Source organism: Nocardiopsis mangrovi (assembly GCF_042653925.1).
Classification (GTDB): Bacteria; Actinomycetota; Actinomycetes; order Streptosporangiales; family Streptosporangiaceae; genus Nocardiopsis_B; species Nocardiopsis_B mangrovi.
Genome location: NZ_JBHSFQ010000035.1, coordinates 1 through 14,201 on the forward strand (window position 1 = coordinate 1; position 14,201 = coordinate 14,201).

At 77.6% G+C, this 14,201-nt stretch carries 4 protein-coding genes; 1 reads left to right on the forward strand and 3 read right to left on the reverse strand.

From position 1 onward, the window contains the following. Positions 1-55 precede the first annotated feature (55 nt). Genes ACFO4E_RS25735 through ACFO4E_RS25745 form a run of 3 tightly spaced genes read right to left on the reverse strand, consistent with a single transcriptional unit; the run spans position 56 to position 2,959 of the window. On the reverse strand, positions 56-865 hold the full coding sequence (locus ACFO4E_RS25735; RefSeq protein WP_378579056.1) for an ABC transporter ATP-binding protein: 810 nt from the start codon (positions 863-865) through the stop codon (positions 56-58). A 16-nt stretch (positions 866-881) separates the two neighbouring features. Then, positions 882-1,934 (reverse strand): FecCD family ABC transporter permease, encoded by a 1,053-nt coding sequence (locus ACFO4E_RS25740; protein WP_378579058.1) that lies wholly within the window; start codon positions 1,932-1,934, stop codon positions 882-884. Beyond that, positions 1,934-2,959, reverse strand: a complete 1,026-nt coding sequence (locus ACFO4E_RS25745; RefSeq protein ID WP_378579060.1) for a FecCD family ABC transporter permease — start codon at positions 2,957-2,959, stop codon at positions 1,934-1,936. The genes ACFO4E_RS25740 and ACFO4E_RS25745 overlap by 1 nt, the downstream gene beginning before the upstream one ends. 868 nt (positions 2,960-3,827) lie before the next feature. On the opposite strand from ACFO4E_RS25745, the gene ACFO4E_RS25750 reads away from it, so the two are divergent. Then, the gene (locus ACFO4E_RS25750) at positions 3,828-14,045 is read left to right on the forward strand and encodes an amino acid adenylation domain-containing protein (RefSeq protein WP_378579061.1); all 10,218 of its coding nucleotides are present in this window, start codon (positions 3,828-3,830) and stop codon (positions 14,043-14,045) included. The last annotated feature ends 156 nt before the right edge of the window (positions 14,046-14,201 follow it).

Below are 14,201 nucleotides of genomic sequence, written 5' to 3' on the forward strand. Positions count from 1 at the left end.
GTGCGGGGGGTGGCGGGGCGGGCTTCGGGGGGGTGGGTGAGGGGGTGGGGGGCGGTCAGGCGGGGTCGGCGCAGCGGTGCCGCCCGAAGGGCACCACGAGGGGGGTGCCGCTGAGGGGGTCTTTGATCACTTCGCAGCGCAGGCCGAACACGTCGTCGATGAGCGCGGCGCTGAGCACGTCGACGGGGTCGCCCTCGGCCACGACGCGGCCGGCCTTCATGGCGACGAGGTGGTCGGCGTAGCGCCCGGCCTGGTTGAGGTCGTGCAGCACCATGACCACGGTGCGGTCGCCCTGCTGGTTGAGGTCGGCGACCAGGTCGAGGACGTCCATCTGGTGGGCGAGGTCGAGATAGGTGGTGGGCTCGTCGAGCAGCAGGAGGGGGGTCTCCTGGGCGAGCGCCATCGCGATCCAGGCGCGCTGGCGCTGCCCTCCGGAGAGCTCGTCGACGGGGCGGCCGGCGAGGTCGCCGGTCCCGGTGGCCTCCAGGGCGGAGCGCACGGCGGCGCCGTCGTCCGCCGACCACTGCCGCCACAGGGTCTGGTGCGGGCTGCGGCCGCGGGTGACCAGCTCCAGGACGGTCATTCCCTCAGGCGCCTTCGGCGACTGGGGGAGGATGCCGAGCCGGCGGGCCAGCTCGCGCGTGCGCATGCGGTGGATGGAGGCGCCGTCGAGGTAGACCGCCCCGCCGGCCGGGGAGACCAGCCGGGACAGGCCGCGCAGCAGGGTCGACTTGCCGCAGGCGTTCGCGCCGACGATCACGGTGGTCCGGCCGGGCGGGATCTCGATGTCGACGCCGTCGACCACGGTCCGGCCGTCGTAGGCGATGCGCAGCCCCTCGGCGCGCAGGCGGTTGTCATCGGTCATCTCTCGGCCTCCCGGGTCAGGTGCGGTTCGCGCGGGCCAGCAGCCACAGCAGGCCGAGTGCCCCGACGATGCCGGTGACGACGCCGACCGGCAGCCCCCACGGCTGGGCGGCGAGGTCGCCGGCGAGCACGACCACGGCCCCGGTCAGCGCGGACGCGAACAGCGGCGGCGCCGACGGCGGCCCGCCGGTCAGCCGCACGGCGATCTGCGGGGCGATGAGCGACACGAACGCGACCGGGCCGGCGGCGGCGGTGGCGAACCCGACCAGGCCGGCCGCGACGGCCAGCAGCCCGGATCGCGCCCGCTGGACGGGGATGCCCAGGCCGCGGGCCGTCTCGTCGCCCAGGGACAGGGTGGACAGGGAGCGCGACATCGCCAGGGCCGCGGGGACCAGCACCGCGACGGCGGCGGCGAGCGGGACGACGTGCCCCCAGTCGCGCAGGTTCACGCTGCCGGTCAGCCACACCACCGCGCGCTGCGCCTGGAACAGGTCGGCGCGTTGCAGCAGGTAGGCGGTCGCGCTCGTGCACAGGGCCGATACGCCGATGCCGACCAGCACGATCCGGTAGCCGGTGGTGCCGCGCCGCCAGGCCAGCACGTGGATGACCGCCGCGCCGGCGGCGGCGCCGAGGAGCGCGAGGGTCGAGACGCCCAGCCCGGCGCCCAGGCCCAGGACCATCCCGGCGACGGCGGCGGTGTTGGCGCCGCCGGTCACGCCGATGACGTCCGGGCTGGCCAGCGGGTTGCGGGCGAGGGTCTGGAACACCGCGCCCGCAAGCCCGAACGCCAGGCCCGCGAGGAGCGCGACCAGGGCGCGCGGCAGCCTCAGCCGGTAGACGACGTCGACCGTCGCCTGGTCGCCGTACCAGAAGACCGCCCGCAGGGCCTCGGCCGCGGTCACGGGGTAGGAACCGGTGCCCAGCTGCGCGCAGAACGCCCCGGCGGCCAGGACGGCGAGCGCGACGCCCACGGCCAGGGCCCGGGGCCGCAGCACGCCGGAGGGGCCGCGGCGCCCGCCGACGCGGTACATGGTGAGCGGACCGTTGCGCTCGATGTGGAGGAGGGCCATCACAACTCCGGCGTTCCACGGCGGCGGACCAGGGCGATGAAGAAGGGGGCGCCGACGAAGGCGACCACGATGCCGACGTGGATCTCGGCGCGCCCGCCCAGGACGCGGCCGACGGCGTCGGCGGCCAGCAGGAGGATGGGGGCGAGCACGGCGGAGTAGGCGAGCACCCACCGGTGGTCGGCCCCGGTCAGGGCGCGGGCGATGTGCGGGACGACGAGGCCGATGAAGGCGATGGGCCCGCAGACCGCGGTGGCGCCGCCGGCGAGCAGGGTGATGGCGGCGATCCCGCGGACGCGCACCCAGCGGACGTTCTGGCCCAGGGAGCGGGCGACGTCGTCGCCGAGCGAGAGGTTGTTCAGGGCCGGCGCGGTGGCCAGCGCGAGGGCGGCGCCCGCGGCGAGGAAGGGGAGGACCTGGACGAGGGTGCCGCGGTCGGGCACGTTGAGCGAGCCGACCGCCCAGAACCGGTACTCGTCCAGGGTCGCGGCGTCGAGCAGCAGCATGGTCGCGATGACCGACTGGAGCAGCGCCGAGACAGCGGCGCCGGCCAGCGCGAGCTTGGCGGGGTCGGCGCCGCCTTGGCCGAGGCCGCCGAGCAGGTAGACGACGACGGTGGCCGCGAGCGCTCCGGCGAAGGCGAACCAGATGTGGCCGTAGAGGGCGGTGACACCGAAGACGCCGCTGGTGACGACGACGCCGAGGGCCGCGCCGGCGTTGACCCCGAGCAGCCCGGGATCGGCCAGGGGGTTGCGGGTCAGCCCCTGCATGAGGGCGCCCGCGACGCCCAGGGCGACCCCGACGGCCAGGCCGAAAAGGGTCCGCGACAGCCGCATGCCGTTGACGATGGCGGAGGTCTCGCCCTCCTCGGGGCGCCCCACCAGCCGGACGACCTCGTCGAGGGGGATGTGGCGGTTGCCGACCGCCATCGACAGCACCAGCACCGCGACGAGCACGACGAGAGCGCCCACCAGCCCCCCGACCCGGGCGGGCCTCCGGCGCTCGGCACGCACGTCCAGTTCCGTCACGGGGGAGATCATAGCGAACGATTTAGGCGAGGCTAACTTAAGATCCCCGCTTTCCCTCATCCCCTACACAACCAGCCCCGACGAACCCGAACCCCCCGAATCGCCGCCCCACCCAACGCCCACCGCACCCGACGCCCACCGCCCACCGCGCCCGCCGCCCCGGCCCCCGAGCCCCGCCCCACGACCGCTCCCCCGCACCCGGCACGCCTTCCACCGCCCGAGAGCGGGATCCGTCGCGCGCACCGGGGACGCACCGCTGCGCCCCCCACACGCGGCGCCGACGCGGCAACCCGGCACTGCCGGGGGCACCCGCCGGGGCCCGATGCCCGCATGCCCACCGGCCCCCACCCACGCGGGGCGCGGGCGCCGCGCCACGCCGGGCACCCCTCCGCCGCCGTCCCGGGTGCGGCACGGATGTCCCGCCACCGTGAACGTCGGCGCGTCCGTCGAAGCGTCATACGAGGTTCGCGAGCAGCCCCGGACCCCGGGGCCGGACGGAACAGCGGGCGCGATGCCCCGGGTGAACGAACCCGGACCGAGTGCCTCCGGACGGTCCCGGCCCGCGTTGGATACCCCGGCCGGGCGGCCGGGCCGGTGCGTCGCGGCACCCCCCGTCTCGCCCCGCCGGCGGATACGGACGGCGCGCCGGGATGACGCCGGCCCGGGGCTCGACCGGGGGCCGGGGGGCACCGGCAACCGAAGGCGGGGCGTGCGGTCCGGTCGGCCGGGTGTCGCCGGCTCGGCCGCGAAGCGCGGCGGGAACGTCCAGGTGACCCACCCCGCCGTTGATCGGTAAGGCTTGCCTAAGCTAACATCCCACCGCGATGGGATCCGCAGAGATGGAACCGACCGAGGGGCAGGGTCGCCGGTGACCGACGAGGGACGCGTTCGGGACGCCCGTTCGCGTAAGCGCGAACTGCTGCGCAGGAAGCTCGCGGAGTCGGGCCTCGGCGGAGGGTCCTCCGCCGGGCCGCCGATCCGGCCGCGGCCGGCCGGGGCGTCGGCCCCGTTGTCGGCCGCCCAGCGGCGCATGTGGACGCTCCAGCAGCTCGACCCCGACGGCACCGCCTACAACATCTGTGCCGCGGTCGGCCTGTCCGGCCCCTTGGACGCGGCCGCGTTCGCCGCCGCCACCGCGGCCGCCTGCGCGCGCCACGAGATCCTGCACACCGTCTATCCCGATGGCGAGACCCAGGTCGTACGCCCTGACCTCGCGCCGTCGCCGCTGCTCGTGGACCGTACGGCGGTGCCCGGGCCGGCGCGCGAGCGCGACCTGGACGGCACCGCCGCCGAGGTCGGCGGGACGCCCTTCGACCTCGGGGCGGAGGCCCCGCTGCGCCTGCGCCTGCTGCGCTACGCCGACGACGAGCACGTGCTGCTGATCGTCGCCCACCACATCGCCTGGGACGACGCGAGCTGGCAGGTCCTGCTCGGCGACATCGCCGCGGGCTACGCTCCCGGAGAGGTCTGCGCCGACGGGCCCGCACGGCCGGCGGCCGTCCCCGGAGGCGCGGGTGAGCCGGGCACCGCCCCCGGAACCGCGGATGCATCGGGGGCCGCACCCTCGGCAGCCGTCACGCCGGGCGCCGCCCCCTCGGCAACCGTCACGCCGGGCGCCGCGCCCGGGGCGTCCGGGACGGCGGGGACCGCCGGGCGGGTGCAGTATGCCGACTACGCCATCTGGGAGAACGGCCGGCCGGCGGCGGCCGATGAGCTCGGCTTCTGGCGGGAGCGGCTGACTCCGCTGCCCGAGCCGCTGGCCCTGCCGCGGGACCGGCCGCGGCCGGCCGCGCCGGCCGAAACCGGGGCACGGCGGACCCGCGCCCTGCCCGGCTCCGTCGCCGCACGGCTCCGCGAGGTCGCCCGCGACGAGGGCGTGACCCCGTTCATGCTGACCGCCGCCGCCGTGACCGCCGTGCTGCACCGCCACACCGGGTCCGCCGACATCGCCCTGGGCACGCCCGTTGTCGACCGGTCGCGGCCGGAGACCGCCGGCCTCATCGGCAACTTCGGCAACACCGTCGTGCTGCGTTCGGCGGTCGACGGCCGGCAGACCTTCCGCGGCCTCCTCGGCCACCTGCGGGACGTGTGCGCCGGCGCCTACGCGAACACCCGGCTGCCCTTCGACCGGCTGGTCACCGAGCTGTCCCCGGAGCGGGCCGCCGGGCGGCCCGTCCTGTTCGACGTGCTGTTCGCCCTGCGCACCGACGTGCTCCAGGGCTTCGCGCTGCCCGGGATCACCGCACGCGACATCCCGGTGTCCAACGGCACCGCCCAGTTCGAACTGTCCATCGCGGCCGTGCTCACCGACGACGGCCTGCTGCTGGAGGCCGCCTACCGGACCGCGACGTTCGACGCCGCGACCGCCGACGCCCTGCTGCGGCACACCGACCGCCTGATCCGCGCCGTGCTCGACGACCCCGGCACCACCGTCTCCGGCGTCGACATCCTCGGCGACCGGGAGCGGCACCGCATCCTCCGCGACTTCAACGCCACGGCGGCCGACGTCCCCCGGACCACCCTGCCCGCACTGCTGGCGGAGCAGGTGGCGGCCACACCCGCCGCGACGGCGCTGGTCGTCGGGCACCGCCGGCTCGACTACGCGGAGTTCGGCCGGGCCACCGACCGGCTCGCGGCGGTTCTGCGCTCGGCCGGCGTCGGCCCGGAGCGGATCGCGGCGCTGCTGCTGCCCCGCTCGGTGGAGCTGGTCGTGGGCCTGTGGTCGGTGCTCAAGGCGGGCGGCGCCTACCTGCCGGTGGACCCCGACTACCCGGCCGACCGGATCGGCTACATGCTCGCCGACGCCGAACCCGCGACGGTGCTCACCGTGGCCGCGCTCGCCGACCGCCTGCCGCACGGCGTGCCCCGGATCCTGCTCGACGACCTACCGGAGGACGCGGCGGGCACCGCCGACGCGCCGCCGGCTCGCGGGCCCGACCCGCTCCACCCCGCCTACGTGATCTACACCTCCGGCTCCACCGGGCGCCCCAAGGGGGTGGTGGTCCCGCACGCGGGGATCGTCAACCGGCTGCTGTGGATGCAGGACGCCTACCGGCTCGCCCCGGGCGAACCCGTGCTCCAGAAGACGCCGTCGAGCTTCGACGTCTCGGTGTGGGAGTTCTGCTGGCCGCTGATCACCGGCGCGGCCCTCGTCGTCGCCCGGCCCGACGGCCACCGCGACCCCGCCTACCTGGCGGAGCTCATCCGGGTGGAGGGGGTCACAACGGTCCACTTCGTCCCGTCGATGCTGCGGGCCTTCCTCGCCGACCCGTCGGTCCCCGCGCAGTGCACCGGCCTGCGCCGGGTCCTGTGCAGCGGGGAGGCCCTGCCCGCCGACCTCGCGGCCGAGTTCCACGCGCTGCTGCCGGGCGTCGAGCTGCACAACCTGTACGGCCCCACCGAGGCGTCGGTCGACGTCACGTCGCTGGAGAGCGTCCCCGGCCGGGCCGGGCCGACCGTTCCCATCGGGCGCCCGGTGTGGAACACCGCCATGTACGTGCTCGGCCCGGACCTCGCGCCCGTGCCCCCCGGAGCCGCCGGGGAGCTGTACATCGCGGGCGTCCAGCTGGCCCGCGCCTACCTCGGCCGCCCCGGGCTCACCGCGGAGCGCTTCACCGCCGACCCCTTCGGCCCGCCCGGCGCGCGGATGTACCGCACCGGTGACATCGCCCGCTTCGACCGCGACGGCGTGCTGGAGTACCTGGGCCGCGCCGACGACCAGGTCAAGCTGCGCGGCCTGCGGATCGAGCTCGGGGAGATCGAGGCGGTGCTCGGCGGCCACCCGCGGGTGGCCGCCGCCGCCGCGGCGGTGCGCGACGGGCGTCTCGTCGGCTACCTCGTCGGCGACGGGGCCGAGCACGCCTCGGTGCGCGAGCACGCCGCCGCGGCACTGCCCGAGTACATGGTCCCCGCCGCCTTCGTCGGCGTCGGCGCGCTGCCGCTGAGCCCCAGCGGGAAGCTGGACCGCAAGCGGCTGGCATCGGCGCCGGAGTTCGCCCCGGCCGCCGCGGCGGGCCCGGCCCGGCGGGCGCCCGCGACCGACCGGGAGCGGCTGCTCTGCTCCCTGTTCGCCGAGGTGCTGCGGCTGCCGGAGGTCGGCGCCGACGACCGCTTCTTCTCCGTCGGCGGCGACAGCATCCAGGCGATCTCCCTGGTCGGCCGGTCGCGCGCGGCGGGCCTGGAGTTCAGCGCGCGCGAGGTGTTCGAGCAGCAGACCCCGGCCGGGCTCGCCGCCGTGGCCCGGGACGCCGCCACCACCGCGGTCCACGCCGCCGACGGGACCGGCCTGGTCCCGGCGACGCCCATCATGGAGTGGCTGCGCGGTCGCGGCCCGGACATCGGCCGGTTCAGCCAGACGGTGGTCGTGCGCACCCCGGCGGGGGCGTCGTGGGAGACGATGGCCGCCGCGGTGCAGCGGCTGCTGGACCACCACGACGCGCTGCGGGCGCGGCTGGACCGCACGGGTGCGGGGCCGTGGCGGCTGGACGTCGCCCCCGCCGGACGGGTCGACGCCGCATCGGTGCTGCGCCGGGCGGACGCCGGCGGGCTGACGGCGGAAGCGCTCGCCGCGGCCGTCGACGCGCAGGCCGACGCCGCCGAGGAGGAGCTCGACCCCGACGCGGGGGCGGTCCTGCGCCTGCGGTGGCTCGATACCGGACCGCACACCGCGGGCCGCCTGGTGTGCACGGGGCACCACCTCGTGGTCGACGGCGTGTCCTGGCGCATCCTGCTCGCCGACCTCGCGACCGCCTACACCGCCCTGGCGTCGGGTCGGGAGCCCGTCCTCGCGCCGGTACCGACCTCCCTCCGCGGCCACGCACTGCGCCTGTCCGACCGCGCCGCCCTCGCCGCCGCCCGCGCCGCCGCGACACCTGCCGCGACCCGCACCGCCGGGGCCGCAGTCGCGCCGGCGGAGCCCGGCGCCGTACCGCCCTCCGTGACGAGCGCATCGGGGATCGCCACACCGGCCCCGGTGCCGACGTCCGGCGACACGACGACGTCTCCCACGGCTCCGCGGCACCCGGACGGTGCCGCACCCCCACCACCGGCCGCGACCACGCCGACGAGCACACCGGAACGTACCCCGGCCCCCTCCCGATCGGCATCCGCGGACACGACGCCGGCCTCCGGCTCACCGCCGTGTGCGGACAGCACGGCCGCCAACGCGTCGGCGGCCCTCGGCGGCGGGGGACGGCAGAGGGCGGAGGGCGCTCCGGAGCGCGTCCCCTCCCCGCCGCCATCGGCACCCGCCGGTTCGACGCCCGCCCTCTCCTCCCGCCGCCCGGAGGACCCGGCCGGGCCCGTCTCGCCCCACGCTCGATCGGCACCCCCGGGCGCGATGTCGGCCTTCGGCCCCGCACGGCCGGACGTCGCGGGCGCCTGCTCCACATCCCCGCCCATCGCGGGTGATACCCCCGTGAACGCCTACGACGGGGCGCACCCGTGGGGCTCGTCGGGCGGTTCCGGGTGGCGGGACGACGGGATCGGGGCGGTGCGGGCGCTGGATCCCGAGCGGGATACGGCCGCGACGACGCGGCGGACGGCGGTGACGCTCCCCCCGGACCGCACCGCTCCGCTGCTGGACGACGTGCCCGCGGCGTTGCGCACCGGTGTCGAGGAGGTGCTGCTCACCGCACTCGTGATCGCCGCCGCCGACCGGCGGCGCCACCGCGGGGGCGGTGGCGGCGCCCTCACCGTCGACCTGGAGGGCCACGGGCGCGACGGTGCCGACGACCTGTCGCGCACCGTCGGCTGGTTCACCGTCCTGCACCCCGTCCGGCTCGACCCCGGGCCCATCGACGCCGACGAGGCGATCTCCGGCGGGCCCGCCGCGGGCCGGGCGCTGCGCCGGGTCAAGGAGGCACTGGCGGCATCCCGTGCCGGCGCTGCGGAGTACGGCCTCCTGCGCTACCTCGCCCCCCGCTCGGGACCGCCGACCCCCTCGGGGGCGGCAGCGCACCACCCGACCCCTTCGGACGCGGCGGCCCGTCCCCCGGCCCCCGAGGTCGGCTTCAACTACCTGGGCAGGTTCGGCACGGCCGGCGCCGACTGGGACCTGGCCGGCGGGGACGGCGCCCTGCGGTCGGGTGCCGACCCGGGGCTGGCCGCCGCGCACGCCCTGGAGGTCGACGCCGACGTACGGGACCACCCCGACGGCCCCCGGCTGTCGGTCACCTGGTCGTGGCCCGCCGGGGTGGTGGCCGACGCCGAGGTGGAGGCGCTGGCCGAGGCGTGGACGCGGGCGCTGGCGGCGCTGACCGCCCACGCCGCCCGCGGCACCGCCGGCCTGACGCCCAGCGACGTGCCGCTGACCGGCCTGGACCAGATCGCGATCGACGAACTCACCTCGGGCGACCCGGCCGTCGCCGACATCCTGCCGCTCACCCCCCTGGCCGAGGGGCTGCTCTACCACGCCGAGACGGACCCGGGCGCCTACATCGTGCAGTTCGCGGTCGACCTGTCCGGCCCGGTCGACCTCGGGGAACTGCGCCGCTGCGTGCAGGAGGTGCTGCACCGGCACCCCGTCCTGCGCGGGGAGTTCCGCACGGCCGCCGACGGCCGGTCCTTCATGGTGGTCAAGGAGGGCGTCGCCGATCCGCTGCGCACCGCCGGCGCCGGCGGCGCCGCCGAGCTCGCCGCCTTGGAGCAGGCCGAGCGCGAGCGGCCGTTCGCGGTGGCGACCGCGCCGCTGCTCCGGTTCGTGCTGGTCCGCACCGGCACCGACACCCACCGGCTCGTCCTCACCTGCCACCACCTGCTCATCGACGGCTGGTCGCTGGCGCTGCTGGCCCGGGAGCTGCTGTGGCTGTACGGCCGCGCCGGCGGCCTGCCGCCCGCTCCGGCGCCGCACGCCCACCTGGCCTGGCTGGCGTCGCGCGACACCGGCGCCGCGGCCGCGGCGTGGGCGTCGGCCCTGTCCGGCGCCGCCCCCACCCTCGTGGCCGCCCGCCCCGCCGACCGCGTGCCCGACCGCATCAGCGCAGAGGTGGCGGACGCCGGCGCGCTCACCGCGGTGTGCGCGGAGCGCGGCTGGACCGTGAACACCCTGCTCCAGTCCGCGTGGGGCCTGCTGCTGGCCACGCTGACCGGCCGCGACGACGTGCTGTTCGGGACGGCGGTCGCGGGCCGCCCCGCCGAGCTGCCTGGTTCGGGCTCCATGGTGGGGCTGTTCACCAACACCGTTCCGGTGCGCGTGCGGCTGCGGCCGGACGAGACGGCCGCGGGGCTGGTGGACCGCCTCCAGCGCGAGCAGGCCGCGCTGCTGGACCACCACCACCTCGGGCTGGCCGACATCCAGCGGGCCGCCGGCCTGGACACCCTGTTCGACACCCTTCTGGTGTTCGAGAACTATCCCGGCGCCGGGCTGGAGACGGGCGGCGGGCCGGCGGTCACCGGTGTGCACGGCCGCGACGCGACGCACTACCCGCTCGCCCTCACCGTCGTCCCCCGGGGCGACCGCCTGACGGTGCTGCTCGACCACCGCGGCCCCGCGTTCGACGCCGGCGCCGCCCGGCTCGTGCTGGACCGCTTCCTGGAGCTGCTGGCCGGGCTGGCCGCGGACGCCGACCGCCCGGTGCCGGACCTGGACCCGTGGTCCGGGGACGACCCGGAGCGGGTCGCGCCCGCGCGCCCGCTCACCCCGGCGCGGGGCGGCGGTCCCGCGGCCTCCGGCCCGGACCACGGGTCCCGCGCCGCCCGCGACCCGCGCGAGGAGATCGTCCGCACGCACTTCGCCGACGTCCTCGGGGCGGCGGCGGTGGGCCCCGACGACGACTTCTTCGCCCTGGGCGGGCACTCCCTCCTCGCCATCCGCCTGGTCACCCGCCTGCGCGCCGCGCTGGACGCCGACGTGCCGATGGCGGCCGTGTTCGACGGCCGCACCCCGGCCCGGGTCGCGGCCGCCCTGGGCCGCGCCCGCCCGGACGCCGCCGGGCCCCTGGCGCGCACCGCGCCGGGGATCAGGGCCGCGCCGGACGAGGCCGTGCCCCTGTCGTCCGCCCAGCAGCGGCTGTGGTTCCTGCACCGGCTCGAAGGCCCCTCCCCCGCCTACAACATCGCCGCGGCCCGGCGCCTGTCCGGGCCGCTGGACGAGCCCGCCCTGCGCGCCGCCCTCGCCGACACAGTGGCGCGCCACCCGGCGTTGCGCACGGTGTTCCCGATGGTCGACGGGGTCGCCCGGCAGGTGGTGCGCGAGGCCGCCGACACCGGCCTGGAGGTGCGCCGGACCTCCGCGGCTGCGCTGGACGCCGACCTGGCCGAGGCCGCCCGGCACCCCTTCGTCCTGGCCGCCGAGACCCCCATGCGCGCGACCCTCTTCACCCTCGCCCCCGATGAGCACGTGCTGCTGGTGGTGGTGCACCACATCGCCGGCGACGGGTGGTCGTTCGCCCCGCTGCTGCGCGACCTGGGCGGGGCGTACGCGGCGCGGCTGCGCGGCCGAGCGCCCGGACTGCCCGACCTGCCCGCGCGCTACGCCGACTACGCCGTGTGGCAGCGCGGGCTGCTGGGCGAGGACGGCGCGATCGCCGACGCCCCGCTGGCCGCCCAGGCGGAGTACTGGCGGACCGCACTGGCCGGCCTCCCGGCGGAGACCCCGCTGCCGGCCGACCGCCCCCGGCCGCCCGAGACCGCGCACGCCGGCGGCCTGGCCGAGTTCGCCGTCGACCCCGGACTCGCCGCCGACGTGCGCTCCACCGCCGTCGCACTGGGGGTGAGCCCGTTCATGGTGTGGCAGGCCGCGCTGGCGGCGCTGCTGACCCGGGCGGGCGCGGGGACGGACGTCCCCATCGGCACACCCGTCGCCGGCCGGACCGACCCCGCGTTCGACGACGTCGTCGGCCTGTTCGTCAACACCCTGGTGCTGCGCACCGACACCTCCGGCGACCCCACGGCGCGCGACCTCCTGGGCCGGGTGCGGCGCACCGCCCTGTCGGCCTACGACCACCAGGAGCTGCCGTTCGAGGCGGTGGTGGACCTGCTCAACCCGCCGCGGTCGGTGGCGCGGCACCCGCTGTTCCAGGTGATGCTGGCCTACCAGAACACCGACCCGGCCCGCCTGGACCTGCCCGGCCTGCGGGTGCGCCCCCTGGTCGTGCGGACGGGGGTGTCGGCCGTCGACCTGACCTTCACGGTGGTGGACGACCCCGAACAGGGCATGGCGGGGTTCGTCGAGTACAGCACCGACCTCTTCGACCCGGAGACCGCCCGCGCCCTCGGGGAGGGGCTGACACGGCTGCTGCGTGCGATGACGGCCGATGTGGACGCCCCCCTGTCGGCCTGGGACCCGGGGCCCCTCCCCCGCCACCGCGCGCACCCGCCGGCCGCGGTGCCCGGACCCCAGCGGCCGGCGGAGCCGGCCGCGCCGAGCGCCGCGGGAGGGCCCGCGGCCGACGCCGGAGAGCGTCTGCGCGGGGTGTTCGCCGAGGTCCTGAAGGTGCCCGAGGTCGGCCCGGACGACGGCTTCTTCGAACTCGGCGGCGACAGCATCGCCTCCATCCGGATGGTGGGCCGCGCCCGCGCCGCCGGTCTGCTCATCGACCCCAAGGACGTCTTCCGCCATCGCACCCCCGCCGCGCTCGCCGCCGTGGCCGTCCCGCTCGCGGCGGGTCCGGACACGGCGGGCGAACCGCAGGGCGCCGCCCTGGGCACCGTCCCCGAGACGCCGATCATGGCGTGGCTGCGGGAGCGCGGGGGCCCGATCGGCGGGTTCAGCCAGGCCATGGCCGTCCACGTGCCGCCCGCCGCGGGCGGGCGGCGGCTCGCGCTGGCGCTCCAGGCCGTCCTCGACCACCACGACGCCCTGCGCGCCCGCCTGGTGCGCGGCGACCGGTGGTCGCTGGAGGTCCCGCCGCCCGGCGCGGTGTCGGCCCACGCCCGCCTGCGCCGGGTCCCCGCCGAAGGCGACCCCGCGGAGCAGGCCGCGGCCGAGGCGGACCGGGCGCGGTCCGGCCTCGACCCGGACGCGGGGCGCATGGTCCAGGCGGTGTGGATCGACGCCGGCCCCGATACCTCCGGGCTGCTCGTCCTGGTGGTCCACCACCTGGTGGTCGACGGCGTGTCCTGGCGGATCCTGCTGCCGGACCTGCGCGCCGCCTGGGAGACCGGCGCCGTGGAGTCGCGTTCGGGCACGTCCCTGCGCGGCTGGTCGCGAGCGCTGAACACGCGGGCGGACCGCCCGGCCGCGCTCGCGCAGCTCCCGGCCTGGACCGCGGTGCACGCCGGCGCCGTCCCGCTGCCGATCGAGCGCGCCCCCGACCCGGACCGCGACACCGCGGCCACCACGCACCGGCTGACGCTCACCCTGGAGGGCTCCGACGCCACTGCGCTGCACACGGCGGCCCCGGACGCGTTCCGCGGCGGGATGGACGACGTCCTGCTGGCGGGGCTGGCCCTGGCGGTGCGCGAATGGGCCGGCGGCGCTCCGGGCGGCGTCCTCATCGACCGGGAGGGCCACGGCCGCGACCCCGAACCCGGCGCCGGATCGGGCACCGACGTCTCGGGCACCGTCGGCTGGTTCACCGCCGTGTCCCCCGTGCGCCTGGACCCCGGGCCGGTGGACCCCGCAGAAGCGCGGGCCGGCGGCCGGGCGGCGGGCGACGCGGTCAAAGCGGTCAAGGAACAGCTCCGGACGCTCCCGGCCGGCGCCCACGGCTACGGGCTGCTGCGCCACCTCAACCCGGAGACCGCCCCCGGGCTGGCCGCGGCGGACCGGCCGCTCATCTGCTTCAACTACCTCGGCCGGCTGGCGATCGGCACCGGCGCGGACCCCTGGTCGGCCACCGGGTACGACCTCCCCAGGGGCGCCGACCCCGGCCTGCCCGCGCGCTACGCGATCGAGGTGGACGCGGTCACCCGCGATCTGCCCGGCGGCCCCGAGCTGGTCGCCACCTGGTCCTGGCCCGAGGGCGTCGTGCGCGCCGACGCGGTCCGCGCGCTGGCCGAGGGGTGGTTCGCCCACCTGCGCGGGGTCGCCGAGCACGCCCGCCGCCCCGAAGCGGGCGGCCGCACCCCCTCCGACCTCGGGCTGGTCTCCCTCAGCCAGGACGAGATCGACGAATTCGAAGCCGAGTGGACCCTCGATGGCTGACCCGAGAGGCGCCGCGGCGCGCCCGGGGCACCGCGTCCGCGGCGCGAACCGGGCCGGGCCCGGCCGGGCCGTCTCATCCGCGCGCGGCGCGGGAACGCCCCGCCGCCCGGACACCGCCGCCGCGTCAACGGACGACCGTCCCGCGCCATCCGGATC